Consider the following 19,306-nt stretch of genomic DNA (forward strand, 5'->3'; position numbering starts at 1 on the left):
CGAACGCCGTGCGGACCACCAGGGTTCGCACGGCGTTCAGTCTTGTCTCAACGTCGCCCGGCCGGACTTTCCTGCTCGTCGACGGCGACGGTCTCGAACACCGGTATCGTCCGCACGGCCTGCAGGTACGGCGTGCCCTCGGTGTAACCGGTGCCTGACGCCTCGCCGAGCATCCGGACCGCCAGCCGGTAGTGGGTGTTCCGCCACCGCAGCATGGCCCGCGCGAACTCCTTCATGGCACCGGTGAGCCGATCCCGGTCCGCGGAGGAAAGATCGCCCCGCACCGCCCGGTACCGCTCGTCGAGCGAGACGAAGTGCCCGGCGAGCACCCGTTGGCGCACGTCGGGCACGGAGTGGAAGGCGGGGGAGTCGACGCGGAGCCGGTCCGGCTGCCGGCACAGGGCTTCCACGAGCTTGTAGTTGCGGGACTGGATGGCGCTCGCGCCGTCGGTGAACTGCCGGAACGTGCGGAACGACTCGACCTGCATGGTGGCCAGCATGGAGAACAGCGGCGCGGACTCGGCGAGCGCGGCGCGTGACGTGGTCAGGAAATGCACCGCGCGGTCGACGTCCAATTCGGACAGTGCGGCGACGACACCGCGCAGCTGCACGGCAAGCAGGGCGAAGGTGGTCTCGAACGCCTGGAGCACGCGGAGGAACATGTACTCGTCGTGCGCGGTGTGGACGGGCAGCACGCTGAGGTCCAGGGCTTGCTGCTCGGCGAACGCGATGTCGGCCCGCACGACCGAGCACACCTGTCTGGCCAGGGCGACGGGTTCGGTGGCCGACAGGCCGCGGTCGAGGCTGAGCCGGCGCAGCGCGGGCTGAATCGCGCGCAGGCCGTGCTTGCACCGCTTGGTGACGAGTTCGGCACTCGGACGCATCTGGGGCAACAGCGTGGTGCGGCGGTCACCGGCGGCGATCTCGAACGCCAGGGTGTCGGCGATGAGCTGCACGGTCAGCCGGTCACAGCGGGACCGCGCGAACGGCGCCTGGTCCATCGGATCGTCCACAGCGGGCAGTGGAAGAAGCGAGAGCGCCAGGTAGGTCGGGTAGTCGTACTGCTTGTCCGGCTTGTCCAGCGCCGTGGACAGGAACGCCGAGAGCGTCCGGACATGCGTCCACGGCCCGCGCAGCGTCGGCAGCCGGTCGCGGGCCTCGGCCAGCAGGTCCAGCAGCTCCGTCGGCACGAAATGCTTGCCTACGCTGTGGAAGTGGCGCACGACGGCGTCGTAGGGAAATCTCTTCGGGTCCGGCGCGTGGAGCCAGGACTGTACCTCAGCTGTGAACATGTGTCGTCACGATCCGATGCCTCGGGCGAAGGGGAGGACCGTGTCCGGGGCGAGCCGGCGCTGGATCTCCACCTGTCGCGGGGTGGTTGACGCCGTGGTACGGCAGGCAGGTCGGGGCCGGCGAGGTCCGCGCGCCGCCGGACACCGGCCGGCGGCGCGTGCGGCGGGAAGTGCTGGCACCGAGGTCGGCGCCGCTCGTGGTTCCGCGAACCGGGTGGGGAATGGCCTACCCGGTGGCCGTTCTCACGGCTGGTCGGTCACCTCCACGATGTGGGAGATCCCGGTCGCCGCGTGTGGACCGTAACGCTCCCAAGCCTCGCGCAGCGTGATTCGGCCGTCCACGCCGATCTCCGGGGTGTTTACCGTGCGCCCGCAGATGACATCGCCGTCCGCGAGCACCATCGTGTATCCCATGTGGAGTGTCCCGTCCGGACGGCAGGACCCGGTGATCGACCCCCGCCGCACCGGCCCGCCGGCGAACTCCACCCACACGACGTCGTTCTCCTGGTGGTACAGGGCGATGGTGTCGCTGCCCGGCTTGCGGAACCGCCGGCCGTCGTAGTTGATCACGGCCGCCGCCCGAGGAACTCCTCGGACATGGCGTGGTCCCACCAGATCGCGTAGTAGGTGAAGTCCTGCTCGCCCTCGTTGACGAGCTGGTGCTCGACGCCGGCGGTCAGCCGCACGATGTCGCCGGCGCCGAACGGATCGCGCCGGCCGTTGCCGACGAGCTCGCCATGGCCGGCGATGCCGATCATGATCTCGTGCTCGTGGTGGCTGTGCGGATCGGACGCGTCACCCGGTCGCAGCAGGCACCAGGCGCCGCGGAACGGCGCGTCGAGGCCCGCCCACGGCTGGAGCAGCCTGAGATGCAGCCCGTACGCGCTGGTCAGGTTCTCGTGCTCGGCCCTGCGGAAGTCCACTTCGCCCATCACCATACCGTCGAGGCTATTCTCGACGGTTTCCCGGCCGATAGGGGATTCGTTCCCCATCGGCGGGGAATCACGCTGCGCGCCAACGCAAATCTCTCGAGTCACCGACGGCCGAGGCCGGCTTCCCTTGCCAGCACTATGGCCTGGGCCCGATCGGCGACGCCGAGCTTGCCGAACACGACCGACACCCGGTTGCTGATCGTCTTGGTGGCCAGCGAGAGTTCGCGGGCGATCACCAGGTTGGACTTGCCGGCGGCGATTCCCTCGAGCACATCGCGTTCCCGTTCGGTCAGCTGCGGGAACGGGTACGGGCCGCGCTCCTGGCGCAACGAGGCCACGAACCGGCCGGCCACCGTGTTGCCCACGATGACGTCGCCGGCCGCGACGGCGTGGATGGTCCGCAGCAGCTGGCGGGAGCCGGCGTTCTTCACCAGGTAACCGCGTGCACCCGCGTGGATCGCGGACGTGATCGCGTCATCGTCGTCGTACGCGCTGAACACCAGCACGCCGGTGCCCGGCGCGACCCGCAACAACTGCGCGATCAGCACGGTGCGGGAGATCTCGGTCGTGTCGAGGTCGAACACCAGTACGTCAGGTCTGTGTCTGGCTGCGGCTTCGAGCGCGCGCTGCGCGGTGTCGGCCTCGGCGACCACCACGACCTCGCCGGAGCGCTCGAGCACCGACCGGACGTCGCGCCGCGCGGCCGCCTGGGAGTCGGCGACCACGACGGAGAGTGAAGCGGTGACACTGGGTACTATTTCCAGCGTCCGCACGCTATCCTGTTCATCTGGAAGCTCTGCACCACGCGCCTGAGGGCTCATGTCTCTCTCCCCACAGAGAATCGGACAGTTCCGGGAATCCGCGTGTCATCCCGATCTTCCAGCTTGAGTGAAGAATTCAGCCGCCACAACGGCTTTATGGATGCATCATGGGGCACCGGCGGTTTTCCCTCGGGGGTGGTCGACTCGGTTTCGTTGATGACTCAACGAAGTCGAGCGATACTTGCCTGATCGGCGGAGCCGAATTCGCGCCACCGGTCGTCGGTTCGGAATGGACACCCCGAGTCCACGCGCGCCGAGTGCCCGGTCGGGCGACGTGCCAGCTGGGGCCGCCGCCGTGTGCGCGTCCCGGACAGCGTCCGGATAGGACGGAGGCCGGGTCGAGTGATCACCCGCGGATCCGGCGGTGATCTTGACTGGATGGGCGCGATGGCCTCTGGGGCAAGACTTCGCGGTCATCGGGGCACGGCGACCCTCGATGTGATCAGGCGGCATGGGCGTAGGTTCGGCCGCCGATCGGCGTAGTGGGGAGTGCGCTTCGACGCGTCGGGACGATGCGAGTCGGCGTCGGGTCAGTGCTCCGGAGAAGTGGCGGCGGTCGGCCGGGCGTGCACCGGCGGCTGCATCTTCGGGCGGTCGAGCGGGCACAGTGACCCGCTCGGCATCGCCGGCCGGGCGTCGTCGGCCGAACGGCGGTGCGATCCTGCCCGAGTTGTCGGCGCGGCCATCGGCAAATGCGCCTCGACCTGGACATCAGGGCATCGCCGGCCGGCGAGTCGACGTCGACCCGGACGTCGGCAGGGTCCTCGGGCCGGTTGCCGACCGCATGCGACCGGTCGCTGTTCGTCGCACCGGCCGTCCGGCGCCACGCTTCGTGACGTCTTTGTGATCGTTTCTCGGTGGCCATGACGGTTTGGTGGCTTACTTTCACCGGCCTCGATCGGCAAGATGTCCGCACATCGCGTGACTGGCCTGCCCATGATGTGGCTTGAGGGAGGAAGTCGATGTTCATACGGAAGGCTGCGCTGGTGTCACTCCCGGTCGCCGTCGCTCTGCTGGCCGCCGGCTGCGGAGGAGGCGGCGGCTCGACCGCCTCGTCGGACAACTCCGACGGCACGGTCACCATCTACGAGACCGAACCGCAGAACCCGTTGACGCCCGGGAACATCAACGACGCCGGCGGCATCAAGGCGCTCGACGAGCTGTGGGCGGGACTGGTCGGCTACGACCCCGACACCGCCAAGCCGTACAACCTGATGGCCGACTCGATCACCTCCTCGGACGCCAAGGTGTACGACATCAAGATCAAGCAGGGCTGGAAGTTCCACGACGGCACCACGGTCAAGGCCAAGAACTTCGTGGACGCCTGGAACTACGCGGCCTACGGGCCCAACGCGCAGCTGAACGCGGACTTCTTCAGCCAGATCCAGGGCTTCTCCGACGTGCACCCCGAGGACGCCAAGGCGCAGCCGACCGCGAAGACGATGTCCGGCCTGAAGGTGCTCGGCGACTACGAGTTCCAGGTCACCCTCAGCGCGCCGTTCTCGGTGTTCCCCACCAAGATCGGCTACGAGGGTTTCGACCCGATGCCCGACTCGTTCTTCACCGACCCGGCCGGCTTCGCCAAGAAGCCGATCGGCAACGGCCCGATGAAGTTCGTCTCGCAGACCGCCAACCAGGACATCAAGCTGACCCGGTTCGACGGCTACCAGGGCCAGGACGCGGTCCACTTCAAGGACCTCGACCTCAAGATCTACTCCGACCTGGACACCGCGTACAGCGACCTCCAGTCCGGCCAGCTGGACTTCATGGAGTTCATGCCGCCGGCCGCGCTGGTCGGCGACAAGTACAAGACCGACCTCCAGGGCCGCAACCTGGACGCCGGCCTGATCGACATCGACGCCGTCGCGCTGCCGTCCTACGTGCCGGGTTACGACAACCTGGACCTGCGCCGGGCGATCTCGCTGGCGATCGACCGCGACACCATCATCAAACAGGTGCTCAACAACGCCTACACGCCGGCGACCAGCTTCTTCTCGGCGCACCTGGACGGCAACACGCCGAACTCCTGCACGTACTGCAAGTTCGACCCGACGCAGGCCAAGGCGCTGTTCGCGAAGTCCGGCTTCACCGGCAAGCTCACCATCGCGTCCAACTCCGACGGCGGGCACAAGGAGGCGATGACCGCGATCTGCAACAGCATCGCCAAGACGCTCGGCGTGCCGTGCGACTTCGTGCCGCAGGCGAGCTTCGGCCAGTTCCGGTCGATGATCACCTCGCACCAGGCCACCGGCATGGTGCGGTCGGACTGGGGCGCGGACTACCCGTCGATCGAGGACTTCCTCAACCCGATCTTCAAGACCGGGGCCTCCTCCAACGACGCGGTGTACTCCAACCCGAAGGTGGACGCGCTGCTCACACAGGCCGACTCGACGGCGGACAAGGACGCCGCCGTGAAGCTGTACCAGCAGGCCGAGAAGCTGGTCGAGGCGGATCTGCCGAAGATCCCGCTGTGGAACGAGAAGGGCACCGGCGGCTACTCCAGCCGGCTCAGCGCGGCCAAGCTGAGCTGGAAGCGCCAGCCCGACGTCTCGTCGTTCCGGCTCGCGCCGACCAGCTGAACCGGAAGCCGGCCGGCCGCCGCGCCGGCCGGCTCCCGCCACCTCGTGAGGAGCTCGAATGGGTCGCTACGTGCTGCGGCGGCTGCTCCAGCTGATACCGGTCTTCCTCGGCACCACGTTCATCATCTACACGCTGGTCTGGGCCATTCCGGTCGACCCGTTCGCCGGCAAGTGCGGCCAGCGGCCGTGCCCGCCCGCCTATGTCGCCGCGATGCGCGCGAAGTTCAACCTCGACGACAACCTGTTCGTCCAGTACGTCAAGTACCTGGGGCGGCTGTTCACCGGGGACTTCGGCCAGACCTTCTCCGGCACCGACGTCAGCACGCTCATCGCCAACGCCTACCCGATCACCGTCCGGCTCGCGGTGGTCGCGCTGGTCATCGAGGCGCTGGTCGGCATGACCGCCGGCGTGCTGACCGGCCTGCGCAAGAACGGCTTCGCCGACAACCTGGTGCTCGTCGCCACCCTGATGCTGATCTCGCTGCCGGTGTTCGTCACCGGCTACATCCTGCGCGGCCTGTTTGGCACCCCGCGCGGCACCTCGTTCGTCGACCTGATCGTGCCCGGCATCGTGCTGGGCAGCCTGTCCATGGCGTACGTCTCCAGACTGACCAGGACTAGCATCGCGGAGAACAGACGCGCCGACTTCGTGCGCACCGCGATCGCCAAGGGCCTGCCCACCAGCCGGGTCGTCGGCGTGCACCTGCTGCGCAACTCGGTGATCCCGGTGATCACGTTCCTCGGCACCGACCTCGGGGCGTTGATGGGCGGCGCGATCGTCACCGAGGGCGTGTTCAACATCCGCGGCATCGGCGGCCTGGTGTTCACCAACATCCAACAGCAGCAGGGGGTCGTGGTCACCGGGGTGGTCACCCTGCTGGTGCTGGTGTACCTCGTGATGAGTCTCGTCGTCGACCTCCTCTACGCCGTACTCGACCCGAGGATCCGCTATGAGTGACCCAACGGTGGCCGCCGGCGAGCCGATGCTGGAACCCGGCGCCGACCTCGGCCGGGACGACTCGGGACGGCGCCAGGACCGGCCGCGCAGCCTTGGCGGCGACGCCTGGCACGAGTTGCGCCGCAAGCCGACGTTCGTGGTGTCGATGGTGATCATCCTGATCGTCGTGCTGATGGCGGCCTTCCCTTGGCTGTGGACGCACGTCGACCCGAACGCCGCCGACCTCAGCCGCGTGCGGCAGGGCCCGTCGGGGCAGGCGTGGTTCGGCTACGACGTGCAGGGGTCCGACGTGTTCGCCCGCGTGATCTACGGGACGCGGGCCTCGCTGCTGGTCGGCGTGCTGTCCACCGTGGGGGCGGTGGTCATCGGCGGGATCGTCGGCATCCTCGCCGGCTACCACGGCCGGCTCACCGACAGCGTGCTGTCCCGGTTCGCCGACATCTTCGCCGGGATGCCGTTCGTGTTGGGCGCGATCGTCATCCTGATGACGTTCAACGCGCCCGGCAGCAATCCCGGCGAGGTGCGGATCGTCACGCAGGTGGTGCTGTCCATCGCGGTGCTGTCCTGGCCGGTGGCCATGCGCATCATGCGCGCCGCCACCCTCGTCGCCAAGCAACAGGACTACGTCAAGGCGGCGCGGGGCCTCGGCGCCGGGCCGCTCCGGATCATCGTGCGGCACCTGCTGCCGAACACGGTCGCACCGGTGCTGGTGTACGCGACGATCTCGTTGGGCGCCAACATCGGCGCCGAGGCGACGCTGTCCTATCTGGGCATCGGCCTGCGGCCGCCGGTCGTGTCGTGGGGCGTGATGATCAGTGATGCCAAGGACTACTTCACGGTCGCGCCGCACATGCTGCTCTTCCCGGCCGCGTTCGTCAGCATCACCGTGCTGGCGTTCGTGATGCTCGGCGACGCCGTCCGCGACGCCTTCGACCCGAAGTCCCGTTAGGAGGGCGGCATTGTCCACCGTGTACGACGGAGAGTCCGGGGAATTCGTGCCACCGCAGGAGATCGCCGCCGCGCAGGACGAATCGCTGCTGCAGGTGCTCGGGCTCCAGGTGGAGTTCCGCACCCGCGACGGCGTCGCCAAGGTGCTCAACGGCGTCTCCTACCACGTCAACGCCGGCGAAACCCTTGCGGTGCTGGGGGAGTCGGGATCCGGGAAGAGCGTCACCGCGCAGGCGATCATGGGCATCCTGGACACGCCGCCGGCGTTCGTCACGGGCGGCTCGGTGACGTTCAAGGGTGAGGAGCTGCTGACCGCGTCCGCCGAGCGTCGTCGGATGGTGCGCGGCGAGGGCATCGCGATGATCTTCCAGGACGCGCTGTCCGCGTTGAATCCGGTGTTCACCGTGGGCTTCCAGATCGCCGAACAGCTGCGGCTGCGGCGCGGCATGGGCAAGGCCCAGGCCCGCGCCGCCGCGATCGAGCTGCTGGAGCAGGTCAGGATCCCGCACGCGGCCGGGCGGTTCGGGGACTACCCGCACCAGTTCTCCGGCGGCATGCGGCAGCGTGTCATGATCGCGATGGCGCTGGCGCTGGACCCCGAGGTGCTCATCGCCGACGAGCCCACCACCGCGCTCGACGTCACCGTGCAGGCGCAGATCATGGACCTGCTCGCGGAGATCCAGCGTGAGCGGGCCATGGGCCTGGTGCTGATCACCCACGACCTCGGCGTCGTCGCCGAGGTGGCCGACCGGATCGCGGTGATGTACGCCGGCCGGATCGTGGAGTCGGGCGGGGCCCGGGAGATCTACCGCCGGCCCGGTCACCCGTACACCGTCGCGCTGCTGGAGTCCCTGCCCCGGCTGGACCTCAAGGGACAGCAGCTCAACACCATCAAGGGCCTGCCGCCGAGCCTGACCGACATCCCGCCGGGCTGCCCGTTCCACCCGCGCTGCCGGCTGGCGCAGGACATCTGCCGGCGGCAGGTGCCGGAGCCGGTGCCGCTCGACGCCGCCCGGTCCAGCGCGTGCCACTTCACCGGGGAGCTGATGGACCGTGTCTGAGCCGATTCTCGAGGTGACCGACCTGGTCAAGCACTTCCCGGTGCAGGTCGGCGTGCTGTTCAAGCGCACCGTCGGGCACGTCCGGGCGGTCGACGGTGTGTCGTTCTCGCTGGCCCGGGGCGAGACGCTCGGCGTGGTCGGCGAGTCGGGGTGCGGCAAGTCCACCCTCGCGCAGGTGCTGATGCGGCTGGAACGGGCCACCTCGGGGTCGGTGACGTTCGAGGGCCGTGACATCTTCTCGTTGCGGGGGCAGGAGCTCCGGCGGCTTCGCCGGGACGTCCAGATCGTGTTGCAGGACCCGTACACCTCGCTGAACCCGCGGATGACCGTCGGCGACCTGGTCGGGGAGCCGTACGAGATCCACGCCGACGTCGCGCCCCGGGGCGAACGCCGGCGCAGGGTGCAGGAGCTGCTGGAGCTGGTCGGGCTCAACCCGGAGCACATCAACCGCTACCCGCACCAGTTCTCCGGCGGGCAGCGGCAGCGCATCGGCATCGCCCGCGCGCTCGCGCTGCGGCCCAAAGTGATCATCTGCGACGAGCCGGTGTCCGCGTTGGACGTGTCCGTGCAGGCCCAGGTGATGAACCTGCTCGGCGAGCTCCAGACCCGGTTCGACCTGTCGTACGTGTTCATCGCGCACGACCTGTCCGTGGTGCGGCACCTGTCCACCCGGGTCGCCGTGATGTACCTCGGCAAGATCGTCGAGATCGGCACCGACGACCAGATCTATGAGCACCCCACGCATCCCTACACCCAGGCGCTGCTGTCCGCGGTGCCGCTGCCCGATCCCGAGCAGCGCGGCCGGCGCGAAGTGATCCGGCTGACCGGGGACGTGCCCAGCCCCGTCGATCCGCCGTCCGGCTGCCGGTTCCGGACGCGGTGCTGGAAGGCCCAGGACCTCTGCGCGCAGGAGGAGCCGCCGCTGGTGGACCGGCTGGGCCATCCGAGCGCCTGCCACTTCGCCGAGGAGCGTCCCCGGATCGTGCCGACCTCGGCGTGAGTGCCCACCGCGGACTTACGGGCCGGTGCGTTGGACCTGGTCGGGCGCCTGGCAGTCGGCCGGACCCGAACCGGCCGTCCAGGGGCTGACGCCCAGCTTGCCGGTGTTGCCGAGATCGATCGGGCCGTCGGGCTTGCGGGTCTGCCAGGCCTGGCCGTCGCCCGGCGCGACGTCGAAGTACGTGCCGCTGGTGGCGACGACGGTCGAATCGGTGACGAGGTTCCGCCACAGCACGGTGGCCTCGGCCTGCTGGCCCGGCGCCAGGGTGATCGTGGTCGGCGGCTGTTGCAGGCTCGGCACCAGCGCCACCGAGTCGGCGCCGTTGTTCACCTTGACGTCGATCGGCTTGTGGTCCTCGTCGAGCACCCGCAGCGCCGGGTAGCCGGTCACGGTCAACGGCGCGGTGCCGCAGTTGCCGAGCCGGATCGGGACCAGCCGCAGCCCCATGGCCGCGTCGCCCGGGCCCAGCGAGATCACCGGCCCGTGCGATGGCTCCGCGGTGGTGCTGGTGGTCGTCGGCGTCGGCTGGGGCGCGGGCGCGGGGGTCGAGCAGCCCACCAGGAAGATGGCAGAGCCGATCAGGAGAAGGTGCCGGCCTTCACCTGATCAACTCTGCCATGACGGCCCAGATGGGTTCAGTCGATCAGCAGATCCTCGATGGTGATGGGGATGTGCCGGACCCGGATGCCGGTGGCGTTGTAGACCGCGTTGGCGACGGCCGCGGCCATCCCCACCGTGCCGATCTCGCCGATGCCCTTGGCGCCGACGGCGTTGTGCAGGGTGTCCGGGTATCGCAGGAAGTGCACGTCGATGTCGGGGATGTCGGCGTTGACCGGCACCAGGTAGCCCGCGAGGTCGGCGTTGGCCGGGCGGCCGCCGGCCTCGAACTCCAGCGCCTCGTGCAGGGCCGCCGAGACGCCCCAGATCATGCCGCCGGCGATCTGGCTGCGCGCGGTCTTCTCGTTGATGATCCGGCCCGCGTCGAACACGCCGAGCATCCGCGACACCCGGGCCTCGCGGGTCCACCGGTGCACCCGGACCTCGCAGAACTGGGCGCCGAACGAGCTGAAGGAATGCTTGGTGTACTCGTCGCCGGGGGCCGAGGAACCGGTCGCGGACAGCGACTCACGGTCCAGCGCGCGCAGCAGCTCGCCGAACGACAGCGACCGGCCGCCGCCGAGCACGCGCCCGCCCTCGTACGACACCTCGACGCCGTGGAACGGCGCGTCCGGCGCGGACGCGAGGCCGAGCAGGTCGTCGATCACCTGGGTGGCGGCGATCATGACGGCGGTGCTCGCGCTGGCGGTGGCGGTGGAACCGGCGGACATGCCGCCGGGCGGGTAGGCGGAGTCGCCCAGCCGGGGCGTGACGCGGTCCGCCGCGATGTCCAGGGATTCGCCGCCCACCAGGGACAGCACGGTCAGCAGGCCGGTTCCCGGGTCGGACCCGCCGGTCGAGACCACCGCGGTGTCGTCCGCGCGGAGCGTGATCTCGACCGAGGCCGGGAAGCGCAGCGCGGGGAACAGGGCGCTGGCCACGCCCATCCCGACGAGCCAGTCGCCGTCGGTGCGGCCCTGGGGCGTGCGCTGCGCCCAGCCGAACCGGGCCGCGCCGACGTGGAAGCACTCGTCGAGGTGCTTGCTCGACCACTGGAGGTCCTTGCCGACCGGCGCGGTCGCGTTGTTCCGCAGCCGTAGCTCGATCGGGTCCATGTTCAGCGCGACCGCCAGCTCGTCGATCGCGCTCTCCAGCGCGAACGATCCGGGCGCCTCGCCCGGCGCCCGCATGAACGTGGTCGGCGGCAGGTTCAGCGGCACGATCTTCTGGCTCAGCGCCAGATTCTGCGTGGCGTAGTACTCCCGCGACGTGCCGTGCGAGGTCGGCTCGACGAAGGAGCGGTCCATCGCCGTGCTGCACCAGGAGTCGTGGCGCATCGCGATCAGCGTGCCCTGGTGGTCGGCGCCGAGCGTGAGCTTCTGGACGGTCGCGGCGCGGCCCGCGGTGGCGGTGAACACCTGCTCGCGGGCCAGCGCGGCCTTGACCGGACGGCCGAGCGCCCGGGCCGCCGCGGCGGCGAGGAACGCGGGCGCGGAGGTGCGCCCCTTGCCACCGAAAGCGCCGCCGACGAACGGGTTCACGGCGTGCACCCGCTCCGGACCGACCCCCAGCGCGGCCGCGAGCTCCATGACCTGGAGCATCGCCCCCTGGTTCCCGCTGTAGACGGTCACGCCGCCGTCCCCCCACACGGCGACCGCGGAATGCGGCTCCATCGCGGCGTGGTTCTGCGGTGCGGTGCTGTACGTCGCCTCGACGACGACCGGGCTCGCCGCGAACGCCTCGTCGATGGACTCCACGCCGGGGGCGAGGATCTCCAGCGACGACGGCGAGCCGTCCCGCGACGGCGGCGCGTCCTCGGCGGTGGCCATGCCGTCGGCCATCGAGGTCGCGGCCGGCAGCGCCTGGTAGGAGACCTCGACGAGCATCGCCGCGTCGCGGGCCTGCTCGAACGTCTCCGCCACCACGAAGCCGATCGCCTGCCCGTAGTACGCGACCTGGTCGTCCTGCAACGGAACCCACGTCTCGCCGAGCATCGGCGTGCTCACCGCGTGCAGCTCCAGCGGGTCGAACGGCGAATACACGCCCAGCACGCCGGGGGCGCTCTTCGCGGCCGTCACGTCCATGGCCACGATCCGGCCGCGGGCGATCGTGCTGAGCACGAGGTATCCGTAGGCCATGCCGGGGAAGTTGTGGTCGGCCCCGTAGCGCGCCTGGCCGGTGACCTTCAGCGGCGCGTCCACCCGACTCGTCATCGAAGGCCTCCCTCGGTGAGTTCCAGCAGCGCGCGGACGATCGTCCGCTTGAGCAGCGACGCCTTGAAGGCGTTGCCGGCCAGCAGTTCGGCGGTGTCGACCGCCTTCGACGCGGCCTCCTCGAACGACGCGAGGCCGACCGGCTTGCCGCGCAGCGACTCCTCGACCGCGGGCAGTCGCCACGGCACCGTGGCCACGCCGCCGGCCGCCACCCGGGCGTCGACGATGCGCCCGTCCTGGACGTCCAGCGCGACCGCGGCCGAGCACAGGGCGAACTCGTACGACTGGCGGTCCCGCACCTTGACGTAGGTGGAGTGCGCCGCCCAGTCCTTGCGCGGCACGTGCACCTCGGTGATCAGCTCGCCGGGGCGGAGGTCGTTCTCGACGTCCGGCGTGTCCCCGGGCTGACGGTAGAAGTCGCGCAGCGCGACGACGCGCTCGCCGTCCTCGCTGACCAGCCGGATCTCGGCGTCGAGCGCCACCAGGGCGACCGCGACGTCGCTGGCATGGGTCGCCACGCAGTGTTCGCTGGCGCCGAAGATGGCGTGCATCCGGTTGGCGCCGTTGACGGCTGGGCAACCGCTGCCGGGCTCGCGCTTGTTGCACGGCATCGCGACGTCACGGAAGTAGGTGCAGCGGGTGCGCTGCAACAGGTTCCCGCCGATGCTGGCCATGTTGCGCAGCTGCTGGGACGCGCTCAGCAGCAGGGCGCGGGAGATCGCCGGGTACACGCCGGGGTGCGCGGCGATGTCGGCCATTCGCTCCAGCGCGCCGACGCGCAGCCCGGCGGAGGTGTCGATGCCCCGTAACGGGAGCTCGTTGATGTCCAGGACGTGTTGGGGCGTCAGGACATTGAGCTTCATGAGGTCGACGAGGGTGGTGCCGCCGGCCAGGAACGTGCCCGGCGTGGCCAGCGCCGCGTCGACCGTCGCGGGCGCCGTGAGCTCAAACGGTCGCATCGGCGCTCCCCGCCATCTCCGAGGTCGCCTGCCGGACCGCGGCGACGATGTTCGGGTACGCCGAGCAGCGGCACAGGTTGCCGGACATGAACTCCCGCACGTCCTCGACGTCCTGGCGCGCGGCGGCGACCGCCGACATGATCTGGCCCGAGGTGCAGAACCCGCACTGCAACGCGTCCTGCTCGACGAACGCCCGCTGGACCGGGTGCAGGCAGTCCTCTGTGGACAGTCCCTCCACCGTGGTGACGGGCCGCCGCACGGTCGCGGCCAGTGTGAGGCACGCGAGCACGGGGCGGCCGTCGACGTGCACCGTGCACGCGCCGCACTGGCCCCGGTCGCAGCCCTTCTTGGGGCCCGTGAGGCCGACGCGTTCGCGCAGCGCGTCGAGCAGCGTGACGCCGGGTTCGACGTTCAGGCGCTCGGTCTTGCCGTTGATTTCGAGTGAGATGTCCACCGGATCTCTTTCGTTGCCGGCCCGAACCGGATACCCGTCCGGTTCCCCGTAGACGCTAGCGGATTAGAATCCGCTTCGCACCCTGGAGTTGCTCCCGATGACCGGAGGGGCAAGATGACGGGATCGGTCAGCCCACGGCGCGCCGACACCCGGCGCAATCACGAGCGTATCCTCGCGGCGGCGGCGGAGTCCCTGGCCCGTTCGGCGGAGCTGTCGTTCAACGCCATCGCGAAACGGGCCGAGGTCGGGGTCGGCACGGTGTACCGCCACTTCCCGACGCCCGAGGCGCTCATCCTGGCGGTGTACCAGCGCGAGGTCCGGCACCTCGTGGACGTCGTGCCCCGGCTGCTCGCCGCGCATCCGCCCGAGGCGGCCTTCCGGATCTGGATCACCGACTACCTTGCGCAGTACATGATGACCAAGCGGGGGCTGGCCGACGCCCTGGCCGTCGCGAGGAGGTCTCGCGGGGAGCTGCCCACCAACGCGTACGGGGCGATGGTGGCAGCGGTCTCGACTCTGCTGGAAGCGAACGCCGCCGCCGGGACCGTCCGTGACGACCTGGCGCCGGAGACGGTGCTGCGTGGGCTGGCCGGGCTGCTCTACCTCAGCCCCGCCGACGACTGGCGTGGGCAGACGGCGGCGCTGACCGACCTGCTCTGGCGCGGCATGCGCAGCGGCGGACCGTGATCACGTGATCGACGGGAGCGCCTGCGCCAGCGTGATGACCACGTCCAGCTGCGCGTGCAGGCCGGTCGTCATGATCGGAACCCGGGTGGCGCGGGAGCCGGCGACCACCAGTAGGCGGGTGTGCAGGCGTCGGTGCTCGTTGTGGGCCTCGATGAGGACCGACAGGCCGGGGGAGGCCAGGTAGGTGACGCCGCTGAGGTCGACGATCAGCGGTGTGGCGGCGGTCGTGTTACGCCGCGCCTTCGCGAGATGCGCTCGGAACAGGGGAGCGGTGTCCGTGTCGATCTCCCCGACGAAGCGGAGAACCGTTGTCGCCCCGACGGTCTCCCGGCGGACGTCGAGGACCTGCTCGGCATCCGGCCATCTCTCGCGCCGGGCGGCGTCGGGTATGTCCTGCGGAGAGCTCATCATCGCGACGTCCTGGTGGTGAGTGTGGGCAGGGCACTGGGAAAGAAGTAGCCACTGGCGGACGCGGCGAAACCTTCGGCTCAGCTGTCGGCGTCGTGAAACGGATCGGTGATGGCGCGTAGCGCGGTGAGGGTCTCCTTGAGCTGACGCATGCGGGCCCGGCCGAGGGTGTTCTCCCACGCGGTCCCGATGGCGCGGATCACCGGGATGCCGAGCTCCACCAGGCCCATTCCCTTCGGGGTGACCGTCACCAGGCGGGCGCGGGCGTCGCTGGGGTCCGGGATGCGCCGCGGTCCGCAGGTCGCGGGCCCGGCCCTGGCCCTTCTGCTGTTGTCCACCGGGCGCGTGCAGCCGGCACTCGAGTCGCTGCACGGCCCCGGGCTCTCGGTCCTGGAAAGGGTGTGACCCGCTCCACGTCGGCCAGTCTTGCACGGAGTGCAGAACTGCACTTAGTGTAAACATGTGGGCAGGGCACTCGACGGCCGCGAGGCGGCCAGCATGGAGCGTCGCCGGCGGCGGATCGTCCGCGCGGCGACCGAGCTGCTGGCCGAGCACGGCGTCGAGAGCCTGTCGGTGGACGACGTGGCGGTGCGGGCGGAGGTGTCGCGCCGCACCGTGTTCAACTACTTCCACTCCACCGAGGAACTGCTCATCGCAGTTGGCACCGACATACTCGGCGAGGCCGTCGACAGCCTGCAGATGGACGGTCCGCCGGCCGCCATGGGCGGTCACGCGGCGCTGCTCGACGACCTGGCCGCGCTGCTGCGGTCGATCGACTTGCTGGGCACGATGATCCGGCTGACCCACATCCTCGGTCCGATGGGGCACCAGGACGCGCGGGTGCTGGCGATCGTGCGCGACACCATGCTCAGCGTCAGTGACCGGCTGCTGACAACGGCCAGCCGGCGGCATCCCGACGTGCCGGAGCTCGACGTGGAGCTCCTGGTGTCGAGCCTGCTCGGCGGCCTGATCGTGCTGCACAAGAGCTGGACGGTGCGGTCCGGCCTCGCGGACACGCCGGAGACCAGGCAGCTGTGGGCGGAGCTGTTCGACCGCTTCATCGCCCAGCTGCGCGACGGCTTCCGCGCCCTGGGCTGAGCCCTCCCCACGACTCCCTGCACGACCTTGTCCGTTGCGACCCCGGAGCACCGCCATGGCGCAGTTGTTGTACCGTCTCGGCCGTTTCGCGGCCAGAAATCCCTTGCGAGTGCTGGGTTTCTGGATATTAGCGCTGGCCGCGGCGGTGACCGCCTTCCTGACCGTGGGCGGCACCCTGGCCTCGACCTTCAGCATCCCCGGCACCCAAACCGCGGCCGTCACGGCGAAACTCGCCGACAAGCTGCCGAACCTGGCCGGTGGCACCGGCACGGTCGTCTTCCGGACCGCCGACGACAAGCCGTTCACCGCGGAGCAGCGCAAGGACATCAGCGCGCTGTTGGCCGGCCTCAAGGGACACGACCACGTCCGGGACGTCGTTGACCCGTTCGCGGTGCAGCAGCAGATCGCCGACCAGCACAAGCAGCTGGCCAACGGCCAGAAGCAGGTCGACGACGGCAAGGCGCAGATCGCGGCCGGACGGCAGCAGCTGGCCGCCGCGCAGCAGCAGCTGAACGCCGCGAAGGCCGCCGCCGCGGGCAACCCCGCCGCCGCGGCGCAACTCGACCAGCAGCAGACGCAGCTCGACGCGCAGACCAAGCAGTTGGACGCCTCCGACGCGCAGATCGCGGCCAAGTCCAAGCCGCTGGAGCAGGGCAAGCAGCTGCTCGACTTCGCCTCGAAGGCCCGCACCGTCTCCACCGACGGGACCGCCGCCACCGGCGCCGTGATGTTCAGCGACGACCTGTACTCGCTGCCGCAGGAGGCCAAGGACGGCGTGGCCCACAAGCTGGACGCCGCCTCGATCCCGGGCGTCCAGGTCGACTACTCGTCGGAGATCGCGCAGTCCACCAACGGCCTGGTCGGTCCGGGTGAGGTCACCGGCCTGATCGTGGCGGCCCTGGTGCTGCTGCTGATGCTGCGCACGCTGCTGGCCACGGTGCTGCCGCTGATCTCCTCGCTGGTCGGCGTGGGCGTCGGCGTCGCCGGGGCGATGGCGTTCTCCGGCGTGGTCGACATGGCGTCGGTGACGCCGGTGCTCGGCCTCATGCTGGGCCTGGCCGTCGGCATCGACTACTCGCTGTTCATCATCAACCGGCATCGGCGGCAACTCCGCGGTGGCATGGACCTGCACGAGTCGATCGGGCTGGCCAACGGGACCGCCGGCGGCGCCGTGGTCTTCGCCGGTGCCACGGTCATCGTCGCGCTGCTCGCGCTCAACGTCACCGGGATTCCGTTCCTGGGCGTGATGGGCGACGTCGCCGCGGTGTGCGTGGCCATCGCGGTGCTGGTCGCGATCACGTTGCCGGCGGCCCTGATGCGGATGGTCGGAACGCGACTGTTGACCCGGCGCATGCGGGCCGCCGTCGGCAAGGACGAGCACGGCGAGCCGGCGCCGCGCCCGATGCCGACCTGGCGCGCCGTGGTGACCGCGGTGCTGGCGATCGGGGCTCTGCTGGTGATCGCCGCGCCCGCGTTGTCGATGCGGCTGGGGCTGCCGGACGGTTCGGCCCAGGACACCTACTCCACGGCGTACCGGACGTTCAAGACCGTCGCCGACAAGTTCGGCACCGGTGTCAACGGCCCGCTGCTGATCACCGCGCAGGCGCCGAAGCCGGTTGCCGCCGCCGACGTGCTCACCGCGCAGGTCGACATTGCCCGCGAGCTGAGCCAGCAGCGGGACGTGGTCGCGGTCGCGCCGGCGGGAGTGGCCGACAGCAAGGACTTCTTCGCCTTCCAGGTGATCCCGGCCGACGGCCCGACCAGCCAGTCCACCGCCGACCTGGTGACCCGGCTGCGGGCGCTGCCGGCGCTGCGCGGCGACATCACTGGGGGCATCACCCTCGGCGTCGCGGGCACCGCCAGCGCCAACATCGACGTCTCCGACAAGCTGGCCGGAGTGCTGCCCGAGTACCTGATCGTGGTGGTGGGCCTGTCCCTGCTGATCATGATCATGGTGTTCCGGTCGCTGCTGGTGCCGCTGATCGCGACCGCCGGCTACGTGCTGTCGCTGTTCGCCGCCTTCGGCGCGGTCGTCGCCGTCTACCAGTGGGGCTGGCTGTCCGCGGTGTTCGGTGTGCACGATCCCGGGCCGGTGCTGGACTTCGCGCCGATCATCCTGATGGGCGTGCTGTTCGGGCTGGCCATGGACTACCAGCTGTTCCTGGTGTCCGGCATGCGGGAGGCGTACGTGCACGGCGTGCCGGCGCGCGCGGCGATCACCGCCGGCCTGCGCAACGGCCGGGCCGTGGTGACCGCGGCCGCGATCATCATGGTGTCGGTCTTCGGCGGCTTCGTGTTCTCCGAGCTGACGCTGGTCCGGCCGCTGGGTATGGGCCTGGCCGTCGGCGTGCTGTTCGACGCGTTCGTGGTGCGGATGCTGCTGGTGCCGGCGCTGATGCATCTCACCGGCCGTGCCGTCTGGTGGTTGCCCCGCTGGCTGGACCGGGTGCTGCCCAATGTGGATGTGGAGGGCGCGGCGCTGGAGCGCAGCCACCCGCTGCCGGGCGCCGAGCCGGTCGTGGAGGCGGAACGCGAGACGGTGTCGAGCTGACATCGGCCTTGACCCGGGGGCGGTCCGATCCCCGGGTCAGGGCTCGCGTTGCTGAACCACAGTGCAACACGGTCCGGTGAGCGTGGCGGGTCGGCCGGGCCGGTCCGGGGTGGCATAGTTCCTCGGATGGTGCGCAAGAGTGCTCAGGACCGGCGGGTCGAGGTCCTCAACGAGACGCTGAACCAGATCCAGCTGCTCGGCATGTCGGCCGTGCGGGTGGCCGACGTCGCCGAGGCGGCGGGCGTGAGCGCATCCTTGATCATCTATCACTTCCGCACCAAGGAGAACCTCATCGCGGAGGCGCTGATCCTGGCCACGGAACGGGATCTGTCCACGCTCGGACGCGTCGTGCGCGACGCCGACACGCCCATCGCCCGGCTGCTCGGCGCGTTGAGCTGGTACGCGCCGACCGGCGAGGCGCGCGGCTGGCAGATCTGGATCGACGCGTGGTCGGCGGCCATGCGCGACCGTGCGCTGGCGAAGGTGCTGGGGCAGTTGCAGGAGCGGTGGATCGACGCGGTCGCCGAGCTCATCGGCGAGGGAGTCGCGGCCGGCGACTTCCACACCGACGACCCGGTGGGCGCGGCGAGCCGGCTGACGGCGCTGCTCGATGGGCTCGCGGTGCGCTACCTGGTGGAGTTCGCGCGGCCGTCGCACGACGACATCCGGCGCTGGCTCATCCGCCAGATGGCCGGCGAACTCGGCGTCGACGAGGACGCGCTCGCCGCGCCCCGGCGCGCTTGACAAT

At 70.1% G+C, this 19,306-nt stretch carries 19 protein-coding genes; 9 read left to right on the plus strand and 10 right to left on the minus strand.

Going from position 1 to position 19,306, the window contains the following annotated elements; all coding sequences use genetic code 11:
* Window positions 1–47 precede the first annotated feature (47 nt).
* From BCF44_RS21660 to BCF44_RS21675, 4 genes are all read right to left on the minus strand, one after another.
* Window positions 48–1,292: a tryptophan 2,3-dioxygenase gene (locus BCF44_RS21660; protein ID WP_116176182.1), complete on the minus strand. Its 1,245-nt coding sequence runs from the start codon at window positions 1,290–1,292 to the stop codon at window positions 48–50.
* 243 nt (window positions 1,293–1,535) lie between these two features.
* Window positions 1,536–1,862, minus strand: a complete 327-nt coding sequence (locus BCF44_RS21665; protein WP_116176183.1) for an avidin-fold protein — start codon at window positions 1,860–1,862, stop codon at window positions 1,536–1,538.
* Complete coding sequence (locus BCF44_RS21670; RefSeq protein ID WP_211353143.1) at window positions 1,859–2,230, minus strand: cupin domain-containing protein; 372 nt, start codon at window positions 2,228–2,230, stop codon at window positions 1,859–1,861. The genes BCF44_RS21665 and BCF44_RS21670 overlap by 4 nt, the downstream gene beginning before the upstream one ends.
* 95 nt (window positions 2,231–2,325) lie before the next feature.
* On the minus strand, window positions 2,326–2,949 hold the full coding sequence (locus BCF44_RS21675; RefSeq protein ID WP_246015384.1) for a LuxR C-terminal-related transcriptional regulator: 624 nt from the start codon (window positions 2,947–2,949) through the stop codon (window positions 2,326–2,328).
* A 1,058-nt stretch (window positions 2,950–4,007) separates the two neighbouring features.
* Here BCF44_RS21675 and BCF44_RS21680 point away from each other — a divergent pair.
* The 5 genes from BCF44_RS21680 (at window position 4,008) to BCF44_RS21700 (ending at window position 9,591) form a co-directional block, all read left to right on the plus strand.
* Window positions 4,008–5,624: a peptide ABC transporter substrate-binding protein gene (locus BCF44_RS21680; RefSeq protein WP_116176185.1), complete on the plus strand. Its 1,617-nt coding sequence runs from the start codon at window positions 4,008–4,010 to the stop codon at window positions 5,622–5,624.
* Window positions 5,625–5,682: 58 nt separating this feature from the next.
* Entirely contained in the window at window positions 5,683–6,582 is a 900-nt protein-coding gene (locus BCF44_RS21685; RefSeq protein WP_116176186.1) for an ABC transporter permease, read from the plus strand.
* Complete coding sequence (locus BCF44_RS21690; protein WP_116176187.1) at window positions 6,575–7,531, plus strand: ABC transporter permease; 957 nt, start codon at window positions 6,575–6,577, stop codon at window positions 7,529–7,531. Before BCF44_RS21685 ends, BCF44_RS21690 begins: the two co-directional genes overlap by 8 nt.
* A 61-nt stretch (window positions 7,532–7,592) precedes the next feature.
* Window positions 7,593–8,591, plus strand: coding sequence for an ABC transporter ATP-binding protein (locus BCF44_RS21695; protein WP_211353176.1), 999 nt, complete (start codon window positions 7,593–7,595; stop codon window positions 8,589–8,591).
* The gene (locus BCF44_RS21700; protein WP_116176188.1) at window positions 8,584–9,591 is read left to right on the plus strand and encodes an ABC transporter ATP-binding protein; all 1,008 of its coding nucleotides are present in this window, start codon (window positions 8,584–8,586) and stop codon (window positions 9,589–9,591) included. Before BCF44_RS21695 ends, BCF44_RS21700 begins: the two co-directional genes overlap by 8 nt.
* A gap of 15 nt (window positions 9,592–9,606) precedes the next feature.
* Here BCF44_RS21700 and BCF44_RS21705 read toward each other — a convergent pair whose 3' ends face one another.
* The 4 genes from BCF44_RS21705 to BCF44_RS21720 form a co-directional block, all read right to left on the minus strand.
* Window positions 9,607–10,149 carry a DUF4232 domain-containing protein gene (locus BCF44_RS21705; protein ID WP_147328575.1) on the minus strand — a complete coding sequence of 181 codons (543 nt, stop codon included), beginning with the start codon at window positions 10,147–10,149 and terminating at the stop codon, window positions 9,607–9,609.
* A gap of 77 nt (window positions 10,150–10,226) precedes the next feature.
* Window positions 10,227–12,401: a xanthine dehydrogenase family protein molybdopterin-binding subunit gene (locus BCF44_RS21710; RefSeq protein ID WP_116176190.1), complete on the minus strand. Its 2,175-nt coding sequence runs from the start codon at window positions 12,399–12,401 to the stop codon at window positions 10,227–10,229.
* The gene (locus BCF44_RS21715; protein WP_116176191.1) at window positions 12,398–13,360 is read right to left on the minus strand and encodes an FAD binding domain-containing protein; all 963 of its coding nucleotides are present in this window, start codon (window positions 13,358–13,360) and stop codon (window positions 12,398–12,400) included. The genes BCF44_RS21710 and BCF44_RS21715 overlap by 4 nt, the downstream gene beginning before the upstream one ends.
* Complete coding sequence (locus BCF44_RS21720; RefSeq protein WP_116176192.1) at window positions 13,347–13,814, minus strand: (2Fe-2S)-binding protein; 468 nt, start codon at window positions 13,812–13,814, stop codon at window positions 13,347–13,349. Before BCF44_RS21720 ends, BCF44_RS21715 begins: the two co-directional genes overlap by 14 nt.
* Before the next feature lie 114 nt (window positions 13,815–13,928).
* Between BCF44_RS21720 and BCF44_RS21725 the strand changes: the two genes are divergently transcribed.
* Window positions 13,929–14,501, plus strand: coding sequence for a TetR/AcrR family transcriptional regulator (locus BCF44_RS21725; RefSeq protein WP_116176193.1), 573 nt, complete (start codon window positions 13,929–13,931; stop codon window positions 14,499–14,501).
* Here BCF44_RS21725 and BCF44_RS21730 read toward each other — a convergent pair whose 3' ends face one another.
* Window positions 14,502–14,912, minus strand: a complete 411-nt coding sequence (locus BCF44_RS21730; RefSeq protein WP_116176194.1) for an STAS domain-containing protein — start codon at window positions 14,910–14,912, stop codon at window positions 14,502–14,504.
* Window positions 14,913–14,989: 77 nt separating this feature from the next.
* Window positions 14,990–15,247 carry a helix-turn-helix domain-containing protein gene (locus BCF44_RS54775; protein ID WP_147328576.1) on the minus strand — a complete coding sequence of 86 codons (258 nt, stop codon included), beginning with the start codon at window positions 15,245–15,247 and terminating at the stop codon, window positions 14,990–14,992.
* 124 nt (window positions 15,248–15,371) lie between these two features.
* Here BCF44_RS54775 and BCF44_RS21735 point away from each other — a divergent pair, with 124 nt between their 5' ends.
* From BCF44_RS21735 to BCF44_RS21745, 3 genes are all read left to right on the plus strand, one after another.
* Complete coding sequence (locus tag BCF44_RS21735; protein WP_116176195.1) at window positions 15,372–16,007, plus strand: helix-turn-helix domain-containing protein; 636 nt, start codon at window positions 15,372–15,374, stop codon at window positions 16,005–16,007.
* Between the two features lie 55 nt (window positions 16,008–16,062).
* Window positions 16,063–18,558 (plus strand): MMPL family transporter, encoded by a 2,496-nt coding sequence (locus tag BCF44_RS21740; protein WP_116176196.1) that lies wholly within the window; start codon window positions 16,063–16,065, stop codon window positions 18,556–18,558.
* Between the two features lie 126 nt (window positions 18,559–18,684).
* Window positions 18,685–19,302: a TetR/AcrR family transcriptional regulator gene (locus BCF44_RS21745; protein WP_116176197.1), complete on the plus strand. Its 618-nt coding sequence runs from the start codon at window positions 18,685–18,687 to the stop codon at window positions 19,300–19,302.
* The last annotated feature ends 4 nt before the right edge of the window (window positions 19,303–19,306 follow it).

Source organism: Kutzneria buriramensis (assembly GCF_003387475.1).
GTDB classification, from domain to species: Bacteria; Actinomycetota; Actinomycetes; order Mycobacteriales; family Pseudonocardiaceae; genus Kutzneria; species Kutzneria buriramensis.

Bases quoted from the DNA above. Each gene is read 5' to 3' on its own strand.
- BCF44_RS21660 (WP_116176182.1), bottom strand. From the start codon at position 1,292: ATGTTCACAGCTGAGGTACAGTCCTGGCTCCACGCGCCGGACCCGAAG.
- BCF44_RS21670 (WP_211353143.1), bottom strand. From the start codon at position 2,230: ATGGTGATGGGCGAAGTGGACTTCCGCAGGGCCGAGCACGAGAACCTG.
- BCF44_RS21680 (WP_116176185.1), top strand. From the start codon at position 4,008: ATGTTCATACGGAAGGCTGCGCTGGTGTCACTCCCGGTCGCCGTCGCT.
- BCF44_RS21685 (WP_116176186.1), top strand. From the start codon at position 5,683: ATGGGTCGCTACGTGCTGCGGCGGCTGCTCCAGCTGATACCGGTCTTC.
- BCF44_RS21690 (WP_116176187.1), top strand. From the start codon at position 6,575: ATGAGTGACCCAACGGTGGCCGCCGGCGAGCCGATGCTGGAACCCGGC.
- BCF44_RS21710 (WP_116176190.1), bottom strand. From the start codon at position 12,401: ATGACGAGTCGGGTGGACGCGCCGCTGAAGGTCACCGGCCAGGCGCGC.
- BCF44_RS21715 (WP_116176191.1), bottom strand. From the start codon at position 13,360: ATGCGACCGTTTGAGCTCACGGCGCCCGCGACGGTCGACGCGGCGCTG.
- BCF44_RS21725 (WP_116176193.1), top strand. From the start codon at position 13,929: ATGACGGGATCGGTCAGCCCACGGCGCGCCGACACCCGGCGCAATCAC.
- BCF44_RS21730 (WP_116176194.1), bottom strand. From the start codon at position 14,912: ATGATGAGCTCTCCGCAGGACATACCCGACGCCGCCCGGCGCGAGAGA.
- BCF44_RS21740 (WP_116176196.1), top strand. From the start codon at position 16,063: ATGGCGCAGTTGTTGTACCGTCTCGGCCGTTTCGCGGCCAGAAATCCC.
- BCF44_RS21745 (WP_116176197.1), top strand. From the start codon at position 18,685: ATGGTGCGCAAGAGTGCTCAGGACCGGCGGGTCGAGGTCCTCAACGAG.